The 24,142-nt window shown below is 45.9% G+C and carries 24 protein-coding genes and 1 pseudogene; 12 read left to right on the forward strand and 13 right to left on the reverse strand.

The genetic code is table 11. The features are described 5' to 3' along the window. Positions 1-7: 7 nt before the first annotated feature. The 6 genes and pseudogenes from CW370_RS21565 to arfM all read right to left on the reverse strand — a co-directional run. A pseudogene (locus tag CW370_RS21565) lies at positions 8-239 on the reverse strand (YitT family protein); the annotation flags it as partial. Between the two features lie 143 nt (positions 240-382). Beyond that, positions 383-1,054: a respiratory nitrate reductase subunit gamma gene (gene narI, locus CW370_RS11775; RefSeq protein ID WP_024571808.1), complete on the reverse strand. Its 672-nt coding sequence runs from the start codon at positions 1,052-1,054 to the stop codon at positions 383-385. After that, positions 1,051-1,605, reverse strand: a complete 555-nt coding sequence (gene narJ, locus CW370_RS11780; protein ID WP_024571809.1) for a nitrate reductase molybdenum cofactor assembly chaperone — start codon at positions 1,603-1,605, stop codon at positions 1,051-1,053. Before narJ ends, narI begins: the two co-directional genes overlap by 4 nt. 25 nt (positions 1,606-1,630) lie before the next feature. Continuing rightward, entirely contained in the window at positions 1,631-3,094 is a 1,464-nt protein-coding gene (gene narH / locus CW370_RS11785; protein ID WP_029946107.1) for a nitrate reductase subunit beta, read from the reverse strand. Further along, positions 3,084-6,770 (reverse strand): nitrate reductase subunit alpha, encoded by a 3,687-nt coding sequence (locus CW370_RS11790; protein WP_024572780.1) that lies wholly within the window; start codon positions 6,768-6,770, stop codon positions 3,084-3,086. Before CW370_RS11790 ends, narH begins: the two co-directional genes overlap by 11 nt. A 218-nt stretch (positions 6,771-6,988) precedes the next feature. Next, positions 6,989-7,465: a Crp/Fnr family transcriptional regulator ArfM gene (arfM, locus tag CW370_RS11795; protein ID WP_024572781.1), complete on the reverse strand. Its 477-nt coding sequence runs from the start codon at positions 7,463-7,465 to the stop codon at positions 6,989-6,991. A gap of 143 nt (positions 7,466-7,608) precedes the next feature. Between arfM and CW370_RS11800 the strand changes: the two genes are divergently transcribed. Next, positions 7,609-8,328: a YwiC-like family protein gene (locus tag CW370_RS11800; protein WP_014481214.1), complete on the forward strand. Its 720-nt coding sequence runs from the start codon at positions 7,609-7,611 to the stop codon at positions 8,326-8,328. Between the two features lie 30 nt (positions 8,329-8,358). Here CW370_RS11800 and fnr read toward each other — a convergent pair whose 3' ends face one another. The 4 genes from fnr to CW370_RS11820 all read right to left on the reverse strand — a co-directional run bounded on the left by fnr (position 8,359) and on the right by CW370_RS11820 (position 12,592). Further along, positions 8,359-9,075, reverse strand: a complete 717-nt coding sequence (gene fnr / locus CW370_RS11805) for a fumarate/nitrate reduction transcriptional regulator Fnr (protein WP_003227573.1) — start codon at positions 9,073-9,075, stop codon at positions 8,359-8,361. 98 nt (positions 9,076-9,173) lie between these two features. Further along, entirely contained in the window at positions 9,174-10,361 is a 1,188-nt protein-coding gene (gene narK, locus CW370_RS11810) for a nitrate transporter NarK (protein ID WP_010886631.1), read from the reverse strand. Positions 10,362-10,496: 135 nt separating this feature from the next. Continuing rightward, positions 10,497-12,167, reverse strand: coding sequence for an arginine--tRNA ligase (gene argS / locus CW370_RS11815; RefSeq protein ID WP_003227570.1), 1,671 nt, complete (start codon positions 12,165-12,167; stop codon positions 10,497-10,499). Further along, positions 12,164-12,592, reverse strand: coding sequence for a DUF1934 domain-containing protein (locus CW370_RS11820; RefSeq protein WP_017696263.1), 429 nt, complete (start codon positions 12,590-12,592; stop codon positions 12,164-12,166). Before CW370_RS11820 ends, argS begins: the two co-directional genes overlap by 4 nt. A gap of 312 nt (positions 12,593-12,904) precedes the next feature. Here CW370_RS11820 and sboA point away from each other — a divergent pair, with 312 nt between their 5' ends. Genes sboA through albG form a run of 9 tightly spaced genes read left to right on the forward strand, consistent with a single transcriptional unit; the run spans position 12,905 to position 19,842 of the window. Beyond that, positions 12,905-13,036, forward strand: a complete 132-nt coding sequence (sboA, locus tag CW370_RS11825; RefSeq protein WP_003222002.1) for a subtilosin A — start codon at positions 12,905-12,907, stop codon at positions 13,034-13,036. Further along, positions 12,993-13,145 carry a bacteriocin-like protein SboX gene (gene sboX, locus CW370_RS11830; protein ID WP_010886632.1) on the forward strand — a complete coding sequence of 51 codons (153 nt, stop codon included), beginning with the start codon at positions 12,993-12,995 and terminating at the stop codon, positions 13,143-13,145. The genes sboA and sboX overlap by 44 nt, the downstream gene beginning before the upstream one ends. Before the next feature lie 24 nt (positions 13,146-13,169). Continuing rightward, positions 13,170-14,516 carry a subtilosin maturase AlbA gene (gene albA / locus CW370_RS11835; RefSeq protein WP_024573031.1) on the forward strand — a complete coding sequence of 449 codons (1,347 nt, stop codon included), beginning with the start codon at positions 13,170-13,172 and terminating at the stop codon, positions 14,514-14,516. A 12-nt stretch (positions 14,517-14,528) separates the two neighbouring features. Then, positions 14,529-14,690, forward strand: coding sequence for an antilisterial bacteriocin subtilosin biosynthesis protein AlbB (albB, locus tag CW370_RS11840; RefSeq protein ID WP_003222006.1), 162 nt, complete (start codon positions 14,529-14,531; stop codon positions 14,688-14,690). Continuing rightward, positions 14,687-15,406 carry an ABC transporter ATP-binding protein gene (locus CW370_RS11845; protein ID WP_003227564.1) on the forward strand — a complete coding sequence of 240 codons (720 nt, stop codon included), beginning with the start codon at positions 14,687-14,689 and terminating at the stop codon, positions 15,404-15,406. The genes albB and CW370_RS11845 overlap by 4 nt, the downstream gene beginning before the upstream one ends. Next, entirely contained in the window at positions 15,399-16,709 is a 1,311-nt protein-coding gene (albD, locus tag CW370_RS11850) for an antilisterial bacteriocin subtilosin biosynthesis protein AlbD (protein ID WP_101169642.1), read from the forward strand. Before CW370_RS11845 ends, albD begins: the two co-directional genes overlap by 8 nt. Continuing rightward, positions 16,699-17,859, forward strand: coding sequence for an antilisterial bacteriocin subtilosin biosynthesis protein AlbE (albE, locus tag CW370_RS11855; RefSeq protein ID WP_080262599.1), 1,161 nt, complete (start codon positions 16,699-16,701; stop codon positions 17,857-17,859). The genes albD and albE overlap by 11 nt, the downstream gene beginning before the upstream one ends. 4 nt (positions 17,860-17,863) lie before the next feature. Beyond that, entirely contained in the window at positions 17,864-19,144 is a 1,281-nt protein-coding gene (locus CW370_RS11860; protein WP_024571996.1) for a M16 family metallopeptidase, read from the forward strand. Beyond that, a complete protein-coding gene (gene albG / locus CW370_RS11865) occupies positions 19,141-19,842 on the forward strand; it encodes an antilisterial bacteriocin subtilosin biosynthesis protein AlbG (RefSeq protein ID WP_024571997.1) in 702 nt (233 codons plus the stop codon). The genes CW370_RS11860 and albG overlap by 4 nt, the downstream gene beginning before the upstream one ends. Before the next feature lie 5 nt (positions 19,843-19,847). On the opposite strand, the gene CW370_RS11870 is transcribed toward albG, so the two are convergent. Genes CW370_RS11870 through CW370_RS21760 form a run of 3 tightly spaced genes read right to left on the reverse strand, consistent with a single transcriptional unit; the run spans position 19,848 to position 22,846 of the window. Beyond that, positions 19,848-21,224: a YncE family protein gene (locus CW370_RS11870; protein WP_024571998.1), complete on the reverse strand. Its 1,377-nt coding sequence runs from the start codon at positions 21,222-21,224 to the stop codon at positions 19,848-19,850. Between the two features lie 39 nt (positions 21,225-21,263). Then, on the reverse strand, positions 21,264-22,619 hold the full coding sequence (locus tag CW370_RS11875) for a YncE family protein (protein ID WP_024571999.1): 1,356 nt from the start codon (positions 22,617-22,619) through the stop codon (positions 21,264-21,266). Then, positions 22,616-22,846, reverse strand: a complete 231-nt coding sequence (locus CW370_RS21760) for a hypothetical protein (RefSeq protein ID WP_024572000.1) — start codon at positions 22,844-22,846, stop codon at positions 22,616-22,618. The genes CW370_RS11875 and CW370_RS21760 overlap by 4 nt, the downstream gene beginning before the upstream one ends. 2 nt (positions 22,847-22,848) lie before the next feature. Between CW370_RS21760 and CW370_RS11885 the strand changes: the two genes are divergently transcribed. Then, a complete protein-coding gene (locus CW370_RS11885) occupies positions 22,849-23,994 on the forward strand; it encodes a response regulator aspartate phosphatase (RefSeq protein WP_017696253.1) in 1,146 nt (381 codons plus the stop codon). Continuing rightward, positions 23,978-24,097 carry a PhrC/PhrF family phosphatase-inhibitory pheromone gene (locus CW370_RS11890; RefSeq protein WP_014665774.1) on the forward strand — a complete coding sequence of 40 codons (120 nt, stop codon included), beginning with the start codon at positions 23,978-23,980 and terminating at the stop codon, positions 24,095-24,097. The genes CW370_RS11885 and CW370_RS11890 overlap by 17 nt, the downstream gene beginning before the upstream one ends. Positions 24,098-24,142: the final 45 nt, after the last annotated feature.

The following is a 24,142-nucleotide window of genomic DNA, read 5'->3' on the forward strand; positions in this document are numbered from 1 at the left end:
AGGTTTAGAGAAAACTAACTGTCAAGGGGTTCATCCGCATCGTTTCTGCAGAAATAAAGCAAGACTATTGGCAACGCCGAGTGACAACATGAACGGCAGGCCGAACCCGCTCAGCACTCCGGCAAGCGCCGAAAAAGAGGCGGCGCTGTGACTGCAAATACGGTGGATAGAGTGAAGTTGATACCCATTCTGATGAGAGAAAATATATAAAACGGGATATTGATCAGAAAGAAAATAAGGAGTTAGTCAGGCTGAGTCATAATCTGCTGTTCCGCCGGTTTAAAATGAGTAAAATCCGTTTTATTCTTGATGTTATTTCCAGGATTCCCGGCCGCCCAGCCATTACCTTGGCAGAAAAAACCCCCTCTTGCAAGGGGGATTTTCACGAGCGTTTCCGATATACAACGTAGCTGCGGGTCAGATACTTGAGCGGCAGACTGAACACATGAACCAATCTCGTAAACGGCCACAGGATAAAAACGACGTATCCTATTACAATATGAAACTTAAACCATAGCGGGACACTCTCCATCAACGAGGGGTCAGGCCGGAACAAAGCGATTTCCCTGAACCACGGTCCGACTGTTGTCCGGTAATCGAAGCCTTTCGAATCAATGTTGAGAAACGTGGCCGCAACGCCTGACAGCATCATGAACAGCAGCAGGAGGAGCGTAAGGATATCTGATGGCGAGCTGGTTTTGCGGATCCTTTTGTCAAACAGCCTTCTGTACGTCAGGATGACAAGTCCGGTACATGCCGCAATGCCCGCCGGCAAGCCAGCGCCAATCGCCATTTTGTGATACATATGCTCTGAAATGCCAAGGGAAGCATACACGCCTTCCGGGATCAGAATCCCCATGACATGCCCGCCGACAACGCACAGCAGTCCCCAGTGAAAAAGTGTGCTGCCCGCGGCGAGTTTTTTCTTTTCTAACAGCTCGCTTGATTTCGCCGTCCAGCCAAATTGGTCATGCTGGTAGCGGTAAATATGGCCGCCGATAAAGATTGTCAATACAATGTATGGCATAATACCCCAGAGGATCTGCCCGCTCATGCCTGAACAGCCCCTTCAACGCTTTCACGTACGCCAATGTTTTCAAGCGCGGCCAGCAGCACGTGCAGCAGTTCAGCGTATATACTGTCATTTTTTTCGAGACGGGATCCCAGCTCCCTCACATTGGACAGATATTTCTCAAACACGCTTCTCGCTGCTTCAATTTCTGCAGCCGCAGCAAATTCCAGCATCAGCGGCAGATAATCAGGCAGCTCTTTCTCTGTCGGCAGGAAACCGGATTGCTCGTATGTGTTTTTTAAATGCAGCAATTCAACGCCGCGTTCCCTTTGCTCGCCCGAGTTAAAGTAGGTGACATACATATTTGTTTTTTTCCCAAAGTCGAATGTATAGACATAGTGTTCAATCAGCGCTTCCGGTGAAAAGCTGGCTGACGCTTCGAAAAAGTGCAGCAGCTTCTCCCGGATTTGCCGGTTGCTGATTTCATGGATAAGAGCCTTCCAATCGGGAATCTCGGCTCTCCACTCTTCATCCGGATAAGAGAGAAGAGTGGAAAGAGCGGAGAACGTCATTTGCCGGTCTGTGGTGTTCATCTTGTTACACCTCATTTATCAAAAGTTAGAAACAGGAGCCGGGGCCGCCTGAAAATGATAAGCCGCAGCTCCCTTGTTCAGCATATAAATCTGAAACTTCTTCTCGATGACTGCTCGGTATCACAAAGCGGTCATCATATTTGGCAATCGCAAGCAGCCGATACATATCTTCAATTTGCTGTTCTGTTAAGCCGACACTGGAGATCAGTTCCGGGTCGATTGATTTATTCGTCTGGATCGCTCTCATATACTGGCGCATGACAGACATTTTCTTCAACGTTGACCGAATATGATCCGTATCACCGGCTGTTAACAGCTGCGCCAAATAATCTATCGGGATTCTCATTTGGTCGATAGCCGGAAAAATATCTTCCGCGGATTGCCGGCTGCCTTTTCCTTCAAAGAGATTCATAATCGGGCTGAGCGGCGGAATGTACCACACCATTGGCAGCGTGCGGTACTCAGGATGAAGCGGCAGCGCAATCTTCCAGTCAATGATCATTTTATAAATCGGCGATTGCTGCGCAGCCTCTATCCATTCAGCCGGAATGCCTTGTTCTTTTGCCAGCTGGGCAACCTCAGGATCATTCGGATCAAGAAAAACGTCCAATTGGGAATGGTAGAGATCCTTTTCATTTTCAACAGATGCCGCTTCCTCCACTTTGTCCGCGTCATACAGCATGACGCCGAGGTAGCGAATTCTGCCAACACACGTCTCAGAGCAGATGGTTGGCAGTCCCGCCTCCAAACGCGGAAAGCAGAGTGTGCATTTTTCCGCTTTGTTCGTTTGCCAGTTAAAATAGACTTTTTTATAAGGACAGGATGAGACGCAATATCTCCATGAACGGCATGCGTTTTGATCCACAAGCACAATGCCGTCCTCCTCGCGTTTGTACATGGCGCCGGATGGACAGGATGAGACGCACGCCGGGTTGATGCAGTGCTCGCAAATACGGGGCAAATACATCATAAAAACCTCATCGAATTCTGTTTTGATCGATTCCTCCATCTTTTGTACGTTGGGATCTTCAAGTCCCGTTATGTGGCCGCCCGCGAGATCATCCTCCCAGTTCGGTCCCCATTCGATATTCATGAAATCCCCCGTCAAGGACGATTTCGGGCGTGCTACCGGCTGGTGTTTTTTCTGCGGGCTGTTCGTTAATGTTTCATAATCATAGTTCCAGGGTTCATAGTAATCATCAATCGACGGCTGATTCGGATTATAGAAAAGGCCTGCAAGCCGATTGGTTTTCGAGCCCGATTTCAGCTCGAGCTTTCCTTTTTTCAATGTCCAGCCGCCTTTATATTTGTCCTGGTCCTCCCATTGCTTCGGGTAGCCGATGCCCGGCTTTGTTTCTACATTATTGAAGTACATATATTCCGCACCGGAACGGTTTGTCCACGTGTTTTTGCAGGTGACGCTGCACGTGTGGCAGCCGATGCATTTATCCAAGTTCATGACCATACCGATTTGCGCTTTAATCTTCAAGCCAATCGACCTCCTTCAGCTTGCGGATGACGACGTTCAGGTCGCGCTGATTCCCCGTTGGACCGTAATAATTAAAGCCGTAGCTGAGCTGGGCATAGCCCCCGATCATCTGGGTCGGCTTGACGTGAATCCTTGTCGGGCTGTTATGGGTGCCTCCGCGGTTATTCGTCAGCTTTGTGCCGGGCACGTTGATGTGGCGGTCCTGGGCATGGTGCATAAACGCCATCCCTTTAGGAATCCGATGAGACAAAACCGCTCTCGCGACGACAACACCGTTTCGGTTAAAGCATTCAATCCAATCGTTGTCTTTGATATCCGTGTCCTCTGCATCATCTTTATTCATCCACACGGTCGGCCCGCCGCGGAACAGCGTCAGCATTGGCAGAGAATCAAAATACATGCTGTGGACGGACCATTTATTATGCGGCGTCAAATAATTGAGGACGATTTCTTTTCCCTCTTGATCAGGCCGCTTGCTCAGAAACGGGCGATGCTGGAGGATCGGTTTGAATGTCGCCATCGTTTCACCGAATTCCATCATCAGTTCATGATCGACATAATAGGATTGTCTGCCTGTCAGCGTCCGCCACGGGATTAATTTTTCAACATTCGTCGTAAACGGCGAATACCTGCGCCCTCCTTTTTCAGAGCCGGAAAACGCTGGAGACGTGATCACCGTTTTCGGCTGGGCTGTAATTTGTTCGAACGTAAAGCATTCTTCCTCGCGTTCTTCCGCCAGGTCTTTCAGCTTCAGGTTCGTGATGTTTTCAAGTGATTCCCATGCTTTGACGGCGACCTTTCCATTCGAAGTGGATGATAGGGTTAAAATCGCTTCTGCTGCCTGCTTTGCTTCACTTATATTTGGACATCCCTTTGCGACACTGTCCGAGGTGATTTCTCCCAATCTCTGTTTGAGTGATTCATATTCATCGGCTATTGACCAGCTCATCCCTTTTGTTCCGCTCGGCTTTAAAGCAACGTTCGGACCAAGTGCAGTCATTTTATGAAAAATGTGTTTGTAATCCCGTTCAACGACTTGGATGTTCGGCATCGTTTTTCCCGGAATGGCTTCACATTCGCCTTTGCTCCAGTCATTGATTTTGCCGAATGGCTGGGCCAATTCCTGCATGGTGTCGTGGAGGAGCGGCGTCGCAACCACTTCTTTCACGGGCTCCATATCGACTTCTTCTGCCAGATCGGAAACGGCTTTTGACAGCGCCTTGAAAATATCCCAGTCTGACTTCGATTCCCACGGAGCCGAGATCGCAGGAGCAAATGGATGAATGAACGGATGCATATCCGTGCTGCTGAGATCGTGTTTTTCATACCATGTCGCCGCCGGCAGCACGATATCGGAATACAGCGCCGTACCGGCCATTCGGAAGTCAAGATTGATTAACAAGTCGAGCTTTCCTTCCGGCGCCTGCTCCCGCCATTTGATTTCTTCAGGGCGGATGCTGTCGCTGTCGTCATTCATCAAACCGTTCGTCGTCCCCAGCAAATGCTTGAGAAAATATTCATGCCCTTTTCCTGAGCTTGAGATCAGATTTGCCCGCCATACGAAGAGATTTCTTGGGAAATTCACTTCATTGTCGGGATCTTCAATCGCGAATTTCAGTTTTTTCTCTTGGAGCTGTGAGGCCACGTACGCACCTACGTCTTCAGGTGTTGCTGCCCCTGCTTTTTCAGCTTCTTTATACAGATCGATGCCATTTTGATTGAAAGTCGGGTAAGACGGAAGCCACCCCAGCCGCGCGGCCAGCACATTGTAATCAGCGTGGTGCTTGTAGCGGGATGACGCAGCAATCGGTGATGCCAAATCACTGATCGGCTGGTCCTCATAACGCCACTGATCTGTCGCAAAGTAGAAAAATGAGGTGCCGTTTTGCAGCTTGGGCACGCCCTCCCAGTCCTTTGCAGTTGCAATCGTCTGCCACCCTTCAGCAGGTCGGAGCTTTTCCTGCCCCACATAATGGGCCCAGCCTCCGCCGTTTACGCCTTGGGCGCCTACAAGTAAAACAAGATTTAACACCGCTCGGTAGATCGTGTCGGAGTTGAACCAGTGGTTAATGCCGGCCCCTACGATAATCATGGACCGGCCGTCTGTATCGATCGCATTTTGGGCAAACTCTCTGGCAATCTTAACGACAGCTTCTTTTTTGATTCCTGTCATTTGTTCCTGCCAGGCAGGCGTAAACGGCTCAGGATCATCATAGGAGACAGCCGATCGTTCGCCGATGCCCCGGTTCACGCCGTAGTTAGCCAGTATCAAGTCAAACACGGTCGTGATGTACGTTTCTTCACCGTTCAGGTTCATTTTTTTAATAGGAAGATCCCGCTCGAGCACTTTGTTTCCGTCATTTGAAAAATACGGGATGCGCACCGTGCCGATTTCGTCCTCTATTCCCAGCACAGAGAGACGGGGTTCAATCGGTTCCCCGGTTTCTTCATCAATCATGTGCAGGTTCCATTTCTGCTGCCCGTCCCAGCGCGAGCCCATTGTCCCTTGGGGTATGGCAAATGAACTTGTCTGTTCATCCCAAACTGCAGGCTTCCACTGATCATGCTTTGTCTTCCGCCCGATGTCCTTCGCATGCAGAAACCGTCCCGCTGTGTATACGCCATTTTCTTTTGACAGAGTGACGAGAAATGGAAAATCAGTGTATTGCTTCGCGTACTCAATAAAACGTTCAGTTTCTTGGTTCACGTAAAATTCCTGCAGAATAACGTGACCCATCGCCATCGCAAGCGCCCCGTCAGTCCCTTGGCGAATACTCAGCCAGTCATCCGCGAACTTTGAGGATTCCGCAAAATCTGGACTGATCGAAATGACCTTAGCGCCTTTATAGCGGGCCTCCGCCAAAAAATGCGCGTCAGGCGTTCTCGTTAACGGAACGTTGGAGCCCCATGTGATAATATAGCCGGAATTGTACCAATCACTGCTTTCCGGAACGTCCGTCTGGTCACCCCAAATTTGCGGGGATGCTGGAGGAAGATCCGCATACCAGTCATAAAAACTGAGCATAGGGCCTCCGATTAACGACATAAACCGGGAGCCTGATGCGTGGCTGATCATGGACATGGCCGGAATCGGAGAAAAACCGACGTTTCGGTCAGGCCCGTATTTCATCACTGTATACAGCAGAGAGGCTGAAATCAGCTTCAGCACCTCCGGCCATTCAGCGCGCACAAAACCGCCTTTCCCTCTCGCCTGTTTATAGGACTTCGCTTTTTCAGGGTTTTCGACGATCGATTTCCAGGCTTCCAATGGATTTTGATGCGTCTGCAATGCCTCCCGCCACAAATTGATCAGCACACCGCGCACGTATGGATATTTCACACGCAGCGGGCTGTAGATATACCATGAAAAACTGGCCCCCCGCGGGCAGCCTCTCGGTTCAAAATCAGGCATATCCGGGCCTGTTGATGGATAATTCAAATTTTGCCCTTCCCACGTGACAATTCCGTTTTTCACATAAATATTCCAGCTGCAAGACCCTGTACAGTTAACGCCGTGGGTGGAGCGAACGACTTTGTCGTACTGCCATCTGTTTCTGTATACATTCTCCCAATCGCGATCCTCGCGGGTGGTTTGGCTATGTTTATTTGAATGGTGTTCGATAGGAGAGAAATAATTCAATCTCCTAAACAACGGACTCATTTTCTTTTTCTTCATGAGAGTTCACTCCTTCCGAGTCAGGTGATGCTAAGTTCACTATAAACAGAGACAGCGTGTTTCCTTGTGAACTATGTCACACACTCTGCTTTTTTCACAAAATGTTCACACAAAGGAGAAGGAAGGATTTTCACAAGATGTGAGGAAGGCTGCGTTCAGGCAGGACGCTTGGGTCATTAGCCGCCTTTCATTCAAAGATCAAAAAAAACCGGCTCTATTTAAGAACCGGGCTCGGCGTTTTCATCCTGTGATGTATGCAGATACCGCAAAAATAATTGATAGGAACAAAAAACATTTTGCTGAAGCATAGCCAAAAAGTTCATTTGCAGCTGCGGATGATAAGACATCATTTTCTTAAATATGTAATATGGGATATTGAGAATCAGAATGTCTGAAGTGGCATTGACTGAGATAAAGGGCGATAAATAAAGCCCGCCTTTTTCATCAATCGGAAACACATCCCCTTTTTCCCACAGCGCAACGGTTTTCGACCCTTCAGGGAGCCTTGTGTCCATGAAACGGACACTGCCTTTTAATACAATATAAACAGATTGAGAATGAAGAAAAGATGGAGACTGATCACATGAGCCGCGGATAAACGTGCCGTTTCTCAGCAAATTTTCGACAATGGATAGAGGCACTTCATTAAACATAGGAAGTTGTTTCAGAAATAATAAATAGTCACACTGATTCATAGGAAAACCTCCTGTGCTAAGGATAGCTTTAGTGTAGCTCGATCGAGCCTGTACAGCAGTGATGTATTTCACAGCCTGTATGATGAATGTCACTTATCAGGAGGGTGACTGCATTTATAATGAAAGAAAAAAGGAGGATTTCGATGAAGGCGCTGATTCCGAAGCAGCACGGCGCGTGGGCGATGCTGCTGATCCCATTTTTACTCGGCATGGTCAAGGGAGGCCCCGTTATTTGGCATATTCCGCTCTTCCTAGGCTGGCTTTTCCTATACTTAGCGGTTTATCCCGTTACGCTTGCCTTAAAAAAGAAACAAAGCAAACCATATCAAAAGTGGATGTGTTATTACGGTTTTCCCGCCTGCTGCTTTTTGATGATCTCGGTCTTTCATAAGCCGCCTCTCATCTGGGTGGGCGTTTCTTTACTGCCGCTGTTTCTCATACATATGTATTTTGCCCGCAGAAAAAACGAACGAGCCTTATTGAATGATGTTGCAGGTGTCTTGTTCTTTTGTTCGGGCGGGTTTGCGAGCTGCTGGCTGGGGATGGGAACCCTTGACGGCTGGGCTTGGTTTATTTTCTTGCAGTCTGCTTTATTTTTTATCGGGAGTTCCTTTTATGTGAAATCGGTGATTCGTGAAAGAAAGAACAGGGCATTTGCATACTGGTCATGGGGGTATCACCTGCTGCTCCCCTTTTTATCCGCTCTTTTCGGAGCAGGATGGGCGTTTCTCGCTTTTATCCCGAGCAGCTTGCGGGCATGGTTTTTTCATGGAAGGGATTGGCCCGTGAAAACGATTGGCATTCTGGAAATCGTGAATGCCTGCTTCTTTCTTGCCGTCATGTGCCTGTTTATCACAAGGTAAAAAAACAAGGACACCACTGTCCTTGTTTTTTCAGTCAATATTGCAAATCTCCAGCGGGCAATTTTCACACTCAATCTCACATCGTAAATAGTCCCGCTTGTGCAAAATAATTTTTCCGGATTCGTCTATCGAAATAACCCCTTTTTTGCGGAGATCTCCGAGCATACGATTGACGCTTTCCCGTGCAGCCGCGCAAAACTTTGCCAAATCCTGATTTGTCAGGACAATGTTAATCAGAATGCCGTCGCTTCGCTCCACTCCGTAGCTGTTTGATAAGCGGATAAGGGTAGAATAGAGCGCCCCCTTTTTGCCATGAAGAAGCAGATCCCTGATTTTGGACTGAATCTTCCGGAGGTGCGTGCTCATCCATTTCATGAACTCAAATGTCAAAGCGCCGTTTTGGATTAATTCTTTTTCCAGCTTATTTTTATTAATGACGAGCACCTCGCCATCCTCTAGCACTTTTGCACTGAGCATATACCTTGGTTCTTCAGTGAAAAGTGTTAATTCACCGACGATATCATGCTTTTGGCAGATTCTAAGCGTCAGGTCTTTTCCGTCAGATGTCAGCTTGCCGATTTCAATGAGTCCTGATTGAATCAGATAAAGCTCTTCTGCATCCATTCCTTCTCGAAACAAATACGTGTGTTTTTCCATTTTTCTTTTCGTGCTGATCGATTCCAGCAATTCATGCAGATCGCTGGATATAAGATCACTATCAGATGGTCGAACAGAGAGAAAATTCATGAGCTCACCTCGAAGAAAGTCACGTTGTGTGTTTATTGTAACGTGAATTGATTTGTACCCATCGAGAAAAAACTAACAATCTTGTGAATGCCCCAGTGTTAGTTGATGCTCTGGCTGTTTCTCTCCGTGTGTGTTTTCATTCTTTCCTGCCAATACATCCATATGACAAGGACAAAACTGGCTAACGCCACCTCTGAAAGCGCCATAAACCCGATCGCGTACTGGCCTGTTGCCTGAAACACACTCGCCAATATGAGCGGAGGAAAAAAGCCGCCTAATCCGCCCATGGCAGACACAATCCCATTGGCAATCCCCGCTTGCTTCGAAAAATAGAAAGGCACCAGTTTAAAAACAGTCCCGTTTCCTATGCCTGAGCAGACGGCCACGGTTAATGATCCAAACGTATAAAGGCCGATTGTCGGCGAGAACGATAGGATAATGCCTGATAATGTAAGCCCGGCAAAAACAAACATCAAGATGCGGAGCGGGCTCATTTTATCAGCCAGGAATCCGCCTGCAGGCCTGAGCAGCGTAGAAACCGCAATAAAGCCAGCCGTCCGCAAGCCGGCATCTGCAGGATTCAGCCCAAAATGCTCCACCAGAAAGTTCGGCAGATAGATAGTGAAGGCGACAAAGGCACCGAACGTAATAAAATAAAACAGGCTCAGAAACCATAGCACATGATTTCGGTAAACGGCTTTGATTTGAGTCTTAACAGAAACTTTGACCTTCTTCTCATGCCTGTCGCCGAACAACACGTGCAGTAAGGCAAAGACAGCCAGCAAAATCAGATACATCTGCACGGTTGATTTCCACCCGACGGCTTGAGCGATAACCGGCGCTGCAAATGTCGTAACGGCTGTCCCGATATTTCCTGCACCGTAAATCCCATTGACGACACCGTGCTTTTCTTTCGGATAATATTTCGGGAGGGAGGTCACTCCAATGGAAAACACCGCTCCCCCGATCCCTAAGAAAAAGCCGCCTGCGATTAAATCAAACAGAGAGTCCGCGATACTGATCCAAAATACAGGAAATAAAAGCAGGATGAAGCTGACCATAAACATGAGCCTCGCGCCAAACCTGTTCGTTAAATACCCTAAAGGAATGCGGAGAAGCGACCCGAGGATCACAGGAATCGCCGTCACCAAAGAAATCTCACCCTTGCTTAAATGAATATCTAATGTGATTTGGGAAATGAGTGATGAAATCAGCACCCAAACCATAAACCCTGCCACCAAGCTTAATGACTGTAACGATAATTGAATGTGTTGACGGTTGATCATTTGGCTTGCCCCTTTCAATGATTCAATAATCAGTCTTATCATACAAAAACTCGCCAAACAGGATTGTGAATTACATCACACGTTTTTCTCATAAAAAAAGGACAAAGCCCGAAGACTTTGTCCTTTTGATCGTGATTACATTTTTTCCGGAGCCGATACGCCGATCAGCTGAAGCGCATTGTTCAGCGTAATTTGCGTTGCCTTCATTAAAGCCAGGCGCGCGCGGCTTTTCTCTTCATTTTCAGGGTCGATGACTTTCTCTGCGTTGTAGAAGCTGTGCAGAGCAGAAGCCAGATCATAAATATAGTTAGTGACACGGTGCGGAATTCGTTTTTCCGCTGCTTCCGCCACTGCCTCTGGGAAGCCGCCGATCGTTTTCAGCAGATCGTATTCTTTTTCTGATTGAATATGGCTGAAATCAAGATCTGCCGCCGGTTTAAGTCCCTGCTCTTCCCCTTGGCGAAGCATGCTGCAAATACGTGCATGCGCGTATTGTGCATAATACACAGGGTTTTCGTTAGATGTTGATACAGCAAGATCTAAGTCAAAATCCATATGGGTGTCCGCACTTCGCATTGCAAAGAAGTAACGAACAGCATCCAAGCCGACTTCTTCAATCAGGTCACGCATCGTTACGGCTTTACCGGTCCGTTTGCTCATTTTCATTTTCTCGCCGTTTTTGTAAAGGTGAACGAGCTGAATGATTTCTACTTCAAGCGTTCCTTTTTCATAGCCCAGCGCTTCGATTGCCGCTTTCATACGCGGGATGTAGCCGTGGTGATCGGCGCCCCAAACGTTGATCAGCTTATCAAAGCCGCGGTCAAGCTTGTCCTTATGATACGCGATATCAGGAAGAAGGTACGTGTACGTGCCGTCCTTCTTGATCAATACGCGGTCTTTATCATCGCCGAAAGTCGTGGAACGGAACCAAGTCGCGCCGTCTTCTTCATAGACATGGCCTTTTTCGCGGAGCGCTTCAAGCGCCTTGTCAATTTTTCCATTTTGGTACAGTGAAGTTTCTGAATACCACACATCAAACGGCACACGGAAGTTTTCCAAGTCCTTGCGAAGCTTTTCCAGCTCGTATTTCAGGCCGTATTCACGGAAAAACGCGAGGCGTTCACTTTCCTCTTCGTTAACGAAACGATCACCGTATTCCTCAGCGAGACGCTTTCCGATCGCAATGATATCCTCACCGCGGTAGCCATCCTCCGGCATCGGTTTTTCCAATCCGAGTGCTTCAAAGTAACGGACTTCAACAGAAAGCGCCAGATTGTTGATTTGGTTTCCCGCATCGTTAATGTAGTATTCGCGGCTTACATCGTAACCCGCTTTTGAAAGCACGTTGCACAAGGAATCGCCGACAGCCGCCCCGCGCGCATGCCCGAGGTGAAGGTCTCCCGTCGGATTCGCTGATACGAATTCTACCTGAACTCGTTCACCGTTTCCGATGTTCGTTTCCCCGTATGCTTCCCCTGCTTCCAGTACAGACGGAATCAGCTTTGTTAAATACTGATTGTTCATATAGAAATTGATAAAACCCGGGCCGGCGATATCCAGTTTTTCAATCGAAGCCTTCCCTTTATCAAAATGGGCGACAATCTCTTCAGCGATTTGACGCGGCGCTTTTTTTGCCACTCTTGCCAGCTGCATCGCCATATTCGTTGAGTAGTCGCCGTGTGTTTTATCTTTCGGTGTTTCTAAAACAACATTGGGAATCTGGCTTTCTTCAGCCAGTCCCGCTTTCAGAACGGCCGCTTTGATTTCTTCTTTCAGCACGTCCTTCATTTGTTCCGCAATGTTCATGCGTGAGTTCCTCCCTCATACGTGATCGTCATATTATGTAAATGCTCCTGCTCGTCTCCGACATGCATGTCATATGCGATGCTGATACGGCCTTTTTCTTCATCGAGATCAGATTGAATCGATTTTGTGCTTGTTTTCAGCTCAAGCTCACCAAATGACATTTTATATTTAGCAATTGTGGAAGCTCCCGTTATGAAACGCTGATTCATTTTGACAGCCCCTGACCTCATGACCAGGACTTCGCCTTCGCTTACTTTCACAATCGTTTTGACTTTGCCTAAGTCGTGTTCTTCATAATAAGATAGATACACTTTATTTTGTTTTACATAGTAAAATCCGGTGGTGCGGAATTCGATGACTTCTTGGTTTCCGTCATCCTCGATCACAGACTTCACATGGAGTGTTATCGGTGTCTCTTGCTTCATTCTGACACGTCCTTTTCATCATTCCACTTTGACTTGAATAGTATAATCATTCGGTTTGTAAACTTCAACTGCTTCTATCTTACCATCATTGCTCATCAGATTTGAAGATAAACCTCATAAAAAGCATTTCCTTATATAGAAGAGAAAATCATATCACTAATTACCTTTAGGAAATGTTACATTTTTCCGAAATCTATCATTTCCTTTTCACATTTTTTTCAAAATATATGTATTGAATTAGTAATTTGATAGTTTTAAGATAAAAGTACAACATAGATCTGCTAGAAAAACAAAAAAAGGGAGGATTCAATTATGAAAAAAGCTGTCATTGTAGAAAACAAAGGTTGTGCAACATGCTCGATCGGAGCCGCTTGTCTAGTGGACGGTCCTATCCCTGATTTTGAAATTGCCGGTGCAACAGGTCTATTCGGTCTATGGGGGTAAGGATCTCCCAAAAGGGCATAGTCATTCTACTATGCCCTTTTTAAGTAAATTACAATTTTTAACTAAAATCTACCTCTTGGATATACATACACAACCGTTTTTCATTTGAATCATATGTATAGGGGATGGTATTTTGTTTATAGAGCAGATGTTTCCATTTATTAATGAAAGTGTAAGAGTTCACCAGCTTCCTGAGGGCGGCGTGTTAGAAATCGACTACTTGCGCGATAATGTCTCCATTTCTGACTTTGAGTATTTGGATCTCAACAAAACGGCTTACGAGCTCTGCATGCGCATGGATGGCCAAAAAACAGCTGAGCAGATTTTAGCTGAGCAATGTGCAGTGTATGATGAATCCCCGGAAGACCATAAAGATTGGTATTACGACATGCTCAACATGCTCCAGAACAAGCAGGTGATCCAGCTTGGAAACCGGGCCAGCCGCCATACAATCACCACGAGCGGAAGCAATGAATTTCCGATGCCCCTGCACGCCACCTTTGAACTGACGCACCGCTGTAATTTGAAATGCGCCCACTGTTATTTGGAAAGCTCACCTGAAGCGCTCGGCACCGTGTCGATTGAGCAATTCAAAAAAACGGCTGATATGCTGTTTGATAACGGTGTATTGACATGCGAAATCACAGGTGGAGAAATTTTTGTCCATCCAAACGCCAATGAGATTCTTGACTATGTGTGTAAAAAGTTCAAAAAAGTCGCTGTCTTAACAAACGGAACACTCATGCGAAAAGAGAGCCTGGAGCTTTTGAAGACTTACAAGCAAAAAATCATCGTCGGCATTTCTCTTGATAGTGTCAATTCCGAGGTCCATGACTCCTTTAGAGGGAGAAAAGGCTCTTTTGCCCAAACTTGTAAAACGATAAAATTGTTGAGTGACCACGGTATATTTGTCAGAGTCGCCATGTCTGTCTTCGAAAAAAACATGTGGGAAATCCACGATATGGCCCAAAAGGTTCGGGATCTCGGGGCGAAGGCGTTCTCTTACAATTGGGTTGATGATTTCGGAAGAGGCAGGGATATTGTCCATCCAACGAAAGACGCCGAGCAGCACCGCAAGTTTATGGAATACGAGCAAAATGTGATTGATGAGTTTAAAGATCTGATTCCGATTATTCCCTATGAAAGAAAACGCGCGGCAAATTGCGGCGCTGGCTGGAAGTCCATTGTGATCAGCCCGTTCGGCGAAGTACGTCCTTGCGCCCTCTTTCCAAAGGAATTTTCATTGGGAAATATTTTTCATGATTCCTATGAAAGCATCTTTAACTCCCCTCTCGTCCATAAACTGTGGCAAGCGCAAGCGCCGCGGTTCAGCGAACATTGCATGAAAGACAAATGCCCGTTCAGCGGCTATTGCGGAGGCTGTTACTTAAAAGGGCTGAACTCTAACAAATATCACCGAAAAAACATTTGCTCTTGGGCGAAAAATGAACAATTAGAAGACGTGGTCCAGCTTATTTAGGAGGGAAACGATTTGTCACCAGCACAAAGAAGAATTTTACTGTATATCCTTTCATTTATCTTTGTCATCGGCGCAGTCGTCTATTTTGTCAAAAGCGATTATCTGTTTACGCTGATTTTCATTGCCATTGCCATTCTGTTCGGGATGCGCGCGCGGAAGGCTGACTCGCGATGAGCATTTTGGATATACACGATGTATCCGTTTGGTATGAACGGGACAACGTCATCTTAGAACAAGTGGATTTACATTTAGAAAAAGGCGCCGTTTACGGGTTACTTGGGGTAAACGGCGCCGGAAAAACGACACTGATTAATACGCTGACAGGCGTGAACCGCAATTTCAGCGGGCGCTTTACACTGTGCGGAATTGAAGCGGAGGCCGGCATGCCGCAGAAAACATCAGATCAGCTGAAGACTCACCGTTACTTCGCCGCCGATTATCCGCTGCTATTTACAGAAATTACGGCGAAGGACTATGTGTCTTTCGTCCATTCGCTTTATCAAAAGGATTTTTCAGAGCAGCAGTTTGCCAGTTTGGCCGAGGCCTTTCATTTTTCGAAATACATCAATAGGAGAATTTCGGAGCTGTCCTTGGGGAACAGGCAAAAGGTTGTATTGATGACAGGCTTATTGCTGCGCGCTCCCCTGTTTATTTTGGATGAGCCGCTCGTCGGTTTGGATGTGGAATCGATAGAGGTCTTTTATCAGAAAATGCGTGAGTACTGTGAAGCAGGCGGAACCATTTTGTTTTCTTCTCATCTGCTCGATGTCGTGCAAAGATTTTGTGATTATGCGGCTATTCTTCACAACAAACAGATCCAAAAGGTCATTCCGATTGGAGAGGAGACCGATCTGCGGCGGGAATTTTTCGAGGTGATCGGCCATGAATAACATAATCCCCATCATGTCTTTGCTGTTCAAACAGCTTTACAGCCGGCAAGGGAAAAAGGATGCCATCCGCATTGCCGCAGGCCTTGTCATTCTGGCCGTGTTTGAAATTGGGCTGATCCGCCAGGCCGGCATTGATGAATCGGTGTTGCGCAAAACGTATATCATACTCGCGCTTCTCTTAATGAACGCATATATGGTGTTTCTTTCTGTGACATCTTCATGGAAGGAATCTTATATGAAACTGAGCTGCCTGCTGCCGATTTCTTCACGGAGCTTTTGGCTCGCCCAGAGTGTCGTTTTGTTTGTCGATACCTGTTTGAGAAGAACTTTATTCTTTTTTATTTTACCGCTGTTCTTATTTGGAAACGGAACGCTGTCAGGGGCGCAAACATTGTTTTGGCTCGGCAGGTTTTCGTTTTTTACCGTTTACTCCATTATTTTCGGAGTTGTGCTAAGCAACCACTTCGTCAAAAAGAAGAACTTGATGTTTCTGCTGCATGCGGCGATATTCGCCTGTGTATGTCTCAGCGCCGCTTTGATGCCGGCCGCCACGCTTCCGCTTTGCGCGGTTCATATGCTGTGGGCGGTGATCATTGACTTTCCTGTCTTTCTGCAGGCGCCTCCGCAGCAGGGCAAGATGCATTCATTTATGCGGCGATCTGAATTTTCGTTTTACAAAAGAGAATGGAACCGATTTATCTCTTCTAAAGCGATGCTGTTAAATTACGCGGTAATGGCGGTATTCAGCGGCTTCTTTTCGTTCCAGATGATGAACACCGGCATCTTCAATCAGCAAGTGATTTATATCGTGATTTCCGCGCTTTTGCTCATCTGCTCGCCGATCGCCCTTTTGTACTCGATTGAAAAAAATGACCGGATGTTGCTCATCACGCTTCCGATCAAGCGGAAAACGATGTTTTGGGCGAAATATCGCTTTTATTCAGGCCTATTGGCAGGCGGATTTCTCCTTGTCGTGATGATTGTGGGTTTCATCAGCGGCCGTCCGATTTCAGTTCTCACTTTTTTGCAGTGCATTGAGTTGCTGCTGGCGGGAGCTTTTATCAGGTTAACTGCGGATGAAAAAAGGCCCTCCTTCAGCTGGCAGACGGAGCAGCAGCTATGGAGCGGTTTCTCAAAATATCGGTCTTATCTATTTTGTCTTCCCCTATTCTTAGCCACATTAGCCGGCACCGCTGTATCCTTGGCGGTCATTCCGATAGCCGGTCTGGTCATAGTCTATTACCTGCAAAAACAGGATGGTGGTTTCTTTGATACAAGCAAAAGAGAACGGCTTGGAAGTTAACCTGCTGAAGACTCATCAATTTTCAACTATTTCAATCGCCGCGAGCTTTCTGAAACCGATCGAAAGCGCGGCGGAACCTGAGGAAGAAACAATTTATTTTTACGGCGCCGCCGCATACCTGAAGGAGCAAATCATTGACGCTTTTGGTTATGCTGCCGGCAGCCGTTTCATGTACTCAGCGAATCTCTTTTTTGATCAGCAGCTGAAAACCTGCGGGACCCGTTTGATTCACCCATTATATAACGGGAATCTTCATGTTGACGCCCTGATGAAAACTTTTGCAGACTTGTCTTTCCCTTCTTCTCTTTCATTCGAAGCAGTTGAAAAGGCCAGGAATGAGCTGCTGCTGAAAATCGAAAAGAAATTCACTGATCCCTTCTCCTACTCTGCGGCTCGCTTGGCTGAGGAGGTCTTTGGAAACCCGATGTACGGCACAGGCATGTTTGGCCGGAAAGACAGGATAAAGGCGATTCATCCTAAACGGTTTCTCGACGCAACGGACTTTATCGTTGATTTAGTGTCCCAGCAAAAACAGCTGAACATATTGGGACAAGTACATGCATGTGATGTTCGGGGACATGCCCCGCAAACGTCCGCTATAACGTCCGGAAGAATACCCGTAAACCGGCATGTGTTTGAAACAGAGACACGCAGCGCTGCAGGTCCTTCCGTCTTGACACTCGGATTTTACTGCGGAGAGATGAAAGATGCCAGCGATTATATCAAAATACAGCTAATAGACGGATTACTGGGAAAGTACGGCCATTCCGCTTTATTCAAGCACTTCAGAGAGAAGGATCTGGCAGTCTATCACGTTATCACCCGTTACGATGTCATGAACAATTTGCTGCTTGTTTCAATATGTACAGATCAGCTTCATGAGAAAGACATTCCCCCGCGCGTTTTGGAAGCTGTCTCAGCTTTTCATACAGATGAGCGGGAACTAGAACAGGCAAAGCAGTTTTTACGCAATGAATTGCTGCTGCAATTCGATTCTCCCGAAGGTCTATTGGCCTATATGGGGGTCCTGCGCCGCTTCTCCTGCACGAAAGAAGCCTTGCTGGATGGCATCTCAGCGGTTACATGCCGCGATGTATTGCAATTCATAGCGACCATCAATTATATCGGAGCTCATGTAGTAAGGGGATGAAGAGATGGAAAAGAAAGCCTTTTTTCAACAGCTGGATGAACGAACCGATATCAGATACACAGACAGCGGACTAAAAATATTCAGATTGAAATTCCCCCGCGCCCACCTGCGGCTGTGCAATGTAAAAATCGATTTTGGAAGCCGGGATGTATGTATACGGGCAGAATCCGGTGATACACTGCTTCCGTATGGCACAGCGCATTTTTTAGAGCATCTTCTCTTCTGGCATAACGGCCGCAATCTGTACAGTGATTTTTTTGCGCATGGCGCGCTTTTAAACGCATTCACTACCTACACCGATACCAATTTCATGTTTACCTCATTACCGGATCGGCTCAGACAAACGATTCCCATCCTGCTTGATGCTTTATGGAACCACTCATTTGACAAGAAGATTGTCGCTCAGGAAAAAGCTGTGATTACAAGCGAAATTCAAACAGCACACCTTAACCATCAGCTCTCATATCATTATCAGCTGATCAGCATGCTTTCTCCCTCCTCACCAGCTGCCGTTTTCCCCGCAGGCAGAATCGAAGATATTGAGGCGCTGGACATCAGTGATTTACAAAAAGCCTATAAGGCTGCCTATCAAGCCCATCGGATGACGCTGTTTTTGATTGGGGGCTCAGAAAATACAGAAACGCTTTTGCCTCCTCACCTCCAGCTGGAAAAGCGTCCGGATTATCATGCTGAAAGAAAAATCATCCCGGCATGCCCTCCAGCCCTCTCACAAAAAATGGTGCTGGGTGATGAGGAGCGAATGGAAGATACCTGGACCGGATTACAGATCGGCGCACTTCCTAGGCAAAACGATCTGTTGACGATAAAGCTTTATTGGGATATCGCGTCTCGTATTCTATTTCAATTAGATTCACCGTTTTTTCAAGAAATTCAGCAAACGTACCGTCTGGAAATCAATCGCTTGTCAGCCGAGACTTATATATATGAGGATGGCGGTTTCTTGATCCTTCACAGTCAAGGGACCCATTCTTCAGCTTATATCGATGTGGCTTCATACTATGTCACACAGAAGAAAGAACAGGTTGCCGCCTGGCTTCAATACGGCAAGGATTCTTTGACAGACGCGATCATTTATGACAGCGATTATGTGCGTAAATGCTTCGAGTGGGCAGCCGAGTGTGACAGGTGCGATTGCTCGTTTCTTGACATGTACCACATCATTCAAGATATGGATGCGCAGGTTTTCTTGTCTCTCATTGATGCAATGGCATCTTCTAACAAAGCGATCATTCACGTTTCTCAGAAAGAGGCGATCAGACAATGAAAAAAAACACTGTCTTTACCCTTTTATTGCTGCTTATAGGTATGGCGTCTTATTCCTTCGGCTGGGTTCAGGCCGTGGCCGAAGCCGCCGCCCAATATGTACAGATGATCAACAATGACGCTGTGCGGCTCGGGCTGCTGGCTTGTACCGCTGCCCTCCTGATGCTGCCTGCTTTTCTCTATCTTCATTATGTCACCCAATCCGTGAAAAACATGACAGCAGCTTTTCAGAAACTCACACAGTCTCATCAAAGCTGCTGTGACTTTCAGCAACACAACTTGTGCAGCCGATATGCAGAAGACGTCAAATCGCTGCGTGACAGCTATAAAAACGTCCGCCAAACATACGTGATGGCTGCCGTGTTGTGCCAAGTCATCATATTCGGCTGCATGTTCGAAATCGTTAAAGCCGTCCCTTTCCGCCTCCACACGCCCCCTGCCCTTTCAATGGGACTTGCGATGCTACTGATCCTGTATTTATTGTTTTGCATGCGAACTTATTTGCGGCAGCTTTTCCGGCACGGCAGCCTGTTCAGAAAAGTGTTTGCGGGGGCACTGGCCGCAGCCGGGATTTGGTGGATGCTCAGTTTCTCTATAAGTGAACTGCTGTTTCTGATTATCCTGGCTGCCATTCAGCAAATCGGATCATTTATTTATAAACGATTCTCTTATCGCAGCACCGCTTCTCTTGATCTATAAAATAGCTACATCGCAATCGCAGACGGACCCGCGCCAACCGGAATCACCGTCACGGCTGTATAATCACTTGTGCGGTACACGGTCACAGCATTGTCGTTGGGCTGTGCCGCATAAATATACTGTTTGTCCGGCGTTACGGCGAGGTCAAAAGCGCCGGGGAGAGACACGTTTGCAATGATCCTCTGTCTGGCCGTATTAACTACGTATAAGTTATTAATGAGAAACGGTTCACTATATGGCTCTAGAAAATAAGCTCTAGTGCTATCGAGAGAAAATACAATCGTCCTCAGCGTTTCAAATAAACGGCTGAAGTCCCCTCCCCTGCTTAATGGAGACAAACTAATCTCCGTTACACCTTTCGGCCACAGCTCACCATTCAACACGTACGCAAAATTTCCAGCGTAAGGAGTTGCAATTAAACTGGGAAATTCAAATGAATCTATGATACTTTCTACCAACTGCCCAGTATTTACATCATATTTATCAACCGACCAACTGCTTCCATTAGCGGTATAGACATACTGTCCATTCGGATCAAGAGCAAAGTCTAAAGCGCCGGGTATCGGAATGACATCAATGACCGATTGAGAGGCCGTGTTAATCACATATATAGATCCGGCGGCCATCACGTATACGAACTCATCTGTTGGATCAAATTCGATCTTTCTCGGCCCTCCTCCAACAGTAATGGTATTTATGATGGTTAATGTTTTATTATCAATCACTGAGACAAGGTTGGTATTCCCATGGAGAACATACGTGAATGCTTTATCGAAAGTAACGCCTAGATTAGTTGGCACAGCAGAAAACGGGATTGTTTTTACAATAGTGTTTAAATCTGCATCAATGACTGAAACCGTGCTGTCTCCAGTATTGGCAGTAAACACATACGATTGAGGGTCTGGTGATGGCGGTAAAACAAGTATCCCGGCCACCGTGAGCGGACTGCCGTAGAAAGGCGGCACAATGAGAAGATCTTCCACTGTCATTTGACTAAAATCAGGACAGCGGCCAGACTGTGCTGCATAATAAACAACTTGATCAATCTCTTCAGTATGAATCACAGAAACAGCCCCGTCTCCTTGTCCATATTGATTTCGTACAGGCGACACACTGACAAGAAGCGTAATGGCCCCTTGTACTCTCACGGCATATCGAACACCGATATCTTCTGGTTCCGACCCAGTCTGGATTAAGCAAGGCTCACTGATACAGGACAAATTGTCTGTACTCCATGTAACAGCCGCTGACGCTTCGGCCGAATCAACCTTGAAGCCCTCAGGGGTATCTATCGGCACTTGAAACGGCGCTTCCCGGCTAATTTCCTCATCACAAAAACAGAAACAATTTTCCTGTAAAACAGAAAGATCATTCTTTTTCATGATTTCACGTCCTTTTAGAAATGCACCACACATAGTTAATTAAATCGCAATAGCTCCCGGTGAAACCCCAAGAGATATGACAGTCTCCACGGAGTAATCATCCGTGTTGTAAACAGTGATGCTCTGTTCTAGGACATGAGTTGCATACAGAAACTCGCCATTCGGGGTAAACGCAAAGTCTCTTGCCGACTGCGGAACATTTCCTATAACGCCTGCTCCATTTGGACTGACTGAATATAAATTGCCAGTGAAGCCGTCATATAAATACACCTCTGCTCCACTCGTAAACATTCGATATTCCCCTTCATACTCCAGCTCTTGGGTGCTGCTGATGGTAAACGTATTTAAATCAATAACCGTCAAATAATTAAAAAAGAATTCTTGTTCTAATACATAGGCATACCGCTCCGGCCAATTTGTTTCTATGGTTGATACGATAAGCTCTCGTTCAATTGTTCCTGTGACTTCACCGGTAGTTAGGTCCACTTTTTGCACTATACCAAAATTAAGAACATAGGCGAATAACCCATTGGGATCGATTGCAACATCATACCCTTCCACAGGAATCGACCTATCCACAGTTAACGTATCAATTCCAATCACATAAACCGCAGTACCGGTGAAAACATAAGCAAACTCATGATTAGGGATAAATCTAATCAATCGAGGCGGCTGATCCAGCAATATAGATGCTGTCACTGTTAATGTGTCATAATCGATGACAGAAATCACATTGTTGTTGGGATGTAAGACAAACACAGCGCTTTTATCCGGGGTAATTTCAATACCTGCCGGATTGTACGGAAGAGCAATCGTTGTCACAACAGAATGAGTGTTTGTATCAATCACAGAAACTGATTGATCATTTGGATTCGCTGTAAACGCATAAACGGGTTCCGGCTCCGGTACAAGCACAATCGTCCCCGTCACCGATAAAGGACTGCCGTAAAACGGCGGAACAACAACAAGGTTCTCAATCGTGATGTCACTGATATCCGGGCAATCATCCGGTTCATCGGAATAATAGACGACTTGATCGATCTCTGCATTGTGAATGACGGAAACAGCCCCGTCCCCTTGTCCATATTGATTTCGCACAGGTGAGACACTGACGAGTAGCGTAACGGTTCCCTGCAGGCGCACTGCAAATTGAACACCGACCTCATCAGGCTCAGGCCCCGTTTGAATTAAGCAACGGTCACTGACACAAGAAAGGCTGTCTGCATTCCACGTCACGTTTGCAACAGCTTCAGCCGGATCAACGACAAACCCTTCAGGTAATTCAATCGGTGCTTGAAACATGGCTTCTCGGCTTGCTTCTCCCTCACAAAAACATAAGCACTCTTCTTGTTCTGCTCCTGCTTTTTCTTTAAAGGAAAGCTTGTTTTTTCTCATTCCTTCACTTCCTTTTCAGACATACACTGCTCACGCAGATATAACAGAATATGGAAGGGTAACGTGTTTGCTTGTACAAATTGCTGAGGGTAAAAGCTTCTTTTTGAAAATATATCTCCAAACATGCGGTGTAACGAAAGAAAAAATTGCGGTTTTTTTGCGCTTCTCACAAGAATGTTGATGATAAAATATGACATATATAGAATTATGAAGGGAGGGATTTGCAAACGTGACAGGTGTCATATCTTCTTCTTCCATCGGAGAAAAGATTAACGAATGGTATATGTACATACGCCGATTCAGCATACCCGATGCAGAATATTTGCGACGAGAAATCAAGCAAGAGCTGGATCAAATGGAAGAAGATCAAGACCTTCATTTGTACTATTCACTAATGGAGTTTCGGCACAACCTGATGCTTGAGTACCTTGAACCGTTAGAAAAAATGAGGATTGAGGAACAGCCGAGACTGTCTGATCTGCTGCTTGAGATTGATAAAAAACAGGCTCGTTTAACTGGTCTGCTTGAGTACTATTTTAATTTCTTCAGAGGCATGTATGAGCTGGATCGCCGTGAATATGTATTAGCCATTCAATTCTTTAAAAAAGCTGAGAGCAAGCTGGTTTTTGTGAAAGATAAAATCGATAAAGCTGAATTCTTTTTCAAAATGTCAGAAGTCTATTATTATATGAAACAAACTTATGTCTCCATGGACTATGCACGTCAAGCATTCGAAATATACAGTGAACAGACTACATATGATATCAGAATGATTCAATGCCAGTCCTTATTCGGAGCCAACTTTTTGGATTTAAAACAATACGAAAAAGCAATTGCCCATTTTCAAAAAGCCTTTACACTTGCAAAAACAGAGCAGCAGCCCCAATTAATGGGAAGAACACTTTATAACATAGCACTCTGCAAGCAAAACCAAAACAGTTTTGAATCAGCGATAGAGTATGTAAAAAAATCTATTCAAGTATTTGAAGGATCTAAAATGCTTCCTTCACTGCCACAAGCTTTTTTCCTAATTACACAAATTTATTTTAAATTAGGTAAGATTGATAACGCCTGTGAATATCATAAAAAAGGAAAAGAGTATTCTGCAGCTGCGGGAGATACCGTGTATCTAACGGAGTTTGAATTTTTGGAATCTTTATACTTGTCTGGACCGGATGAGGAACGGATAGAAAAATGTTTTGTTTTTCTTGAAAGTAAAATGATGTATGCAGATATTGAGGACTTCGCACTTGATGTTGCTAAATATTATCATCAACAGGAAAATTACAAAAAAGCATCTCATTACTTTTTAAAGGTTGAAGAAGCAAGACAGCACATTCAAGGGGGGGTGAATTTATATGAAATGGAAGTATAAATTATTACTCGCTTGTTTAGCTGTGAGTGCTGTATTTATCACAGTCGAAGTATCAAATTCATCAACAGAACATTTTGATGTTGCACAACGCGCCATGATCTAAACCGCCGTCCATCGGCGGTTTTTTTGTCCCCTCTTTACCAAAGTC

It is taken from the genome of Bacillus sp. SN32 (assembly GCF_002837495.1).
In the GTDB taxonomy this organism is placed as follows: domain Bacteria; phylum Bacillota; class Bacilli; order Bacillales; family Bacillaceae; genus Bacillus; species Bacillus subtilis.

Bases quoted from the DNA above. Each gene is read 5' to 3' on its own strand.
- narI (WP_024571808.1), bottom strand. From the start codon at position 1,054: ATGAGCGGGCAGATCCTCTGGGGTATTATGCCATACATTGTATTGACA.
- narJ (WP_024571809.1), bottom strand. From the start codon at position 1,605: ATGAACACCACAGACCGGCAAATGACGTTCTCCGCTCTTTCCACTCTT.
- CW370_RS11790 (WP_024572780.1), bottom strand. From the start codon at position 6,770: ATGAAGAAAAAGAAAATGAGTCCGTTGTTTAGGAGATTGAATTATTTC.
- arfM (WP_024572781.1), bottom strand. From the start codon at position 7,465: ATGAATCAGTGTGACTATTTATTATTTCTGAAACAACTTCCTATGTTT.
- CW370_RS11800 (WP_014481214.1), top strand. From the start codon at position 7,609: ATGAAGGCGCTGATTCCGAAGCAGCACGGCGCGTGGGCGATGCTGCTG.
- fnr (WP_003227573.1), bottom strand. From the start codon at position 9,075: ATGAATTTTCTCTCTGTTCGACCATCTGATAGTGATCTTATATCCAGC.
- narK (WP_010886631.1), bottom strand. From the start codon at position 10,361: ATGATCAACCGTCAACACATTCAATTATCGTTACAGTCATTAAGCTTG.
- argS (WP_003227570.1), bottom strand. From the start codon at position 12,167: ATGAACATTGCGGAACAAATGAAGGACGTGCTGAAAGAAGAAATCAAA.
- CW370_RS11820 (WP_017696263.1), bottom strand. From the start codon at position 12,592: ATGAAGCAAGAGACACCGATAACACTCCATGTGAAGTCTGTGATCGAG.
- sboA (WP_003222002.1), top strand. From the start codon at position 12,905: ATGAAAAAAGCTGTCATTGTAGAAAACAAAGGTTGTGCAACATGCTCG.
- CW370_RS11845 (WP_003227564.1), top strand. From the start codon at position 14,687: ATGAGCATTTTGGATATACACGATGTATCCGTTTGGTATGAACGGGAC.
- albD (WP_101169642.1), top strand. From the start codon at position 15,399: ATGAATAACATAATCCCCATCATGTCTTTGCTGTTCAAACAGCTTTAC.
- CW370_RS11860 (WP_024571996.1), top strand. From the start codon at position 17,864: ATGGAAAAGAAAGCCTTTTTTCAACAGCTGGATGAACGAACCGATATC.
- albG (WP_024571997.1), top strand. From the start codon at position 19,141: ATGAAAAAAAACACTGTCTTTACCCTTTTATTGCTGCTTATAGGTATG.
- CW370_RS11870 (WP_024571998.1), bottom strand. From the start codon at position 21,224: ATGAAAAAGAATGATCTTTCTGTTTTACAGGAAAATTGTTTCTGTTTT.
- CW370_RS11875 (WP_024571999.1), bottom strand. From the start codon at position 22,619: ATGAGAAAAAACAAGCTTTCCTTTAAAGAAAAAGCAGGAGCAGAACAA.
- CW370_RS11890 (WP_014665774.1), top strand. From the start codon at position 23,978: ATGAAATGGAAGTATAAATTATTACTCGCTTGTTTAGCTGTGAGTGCT.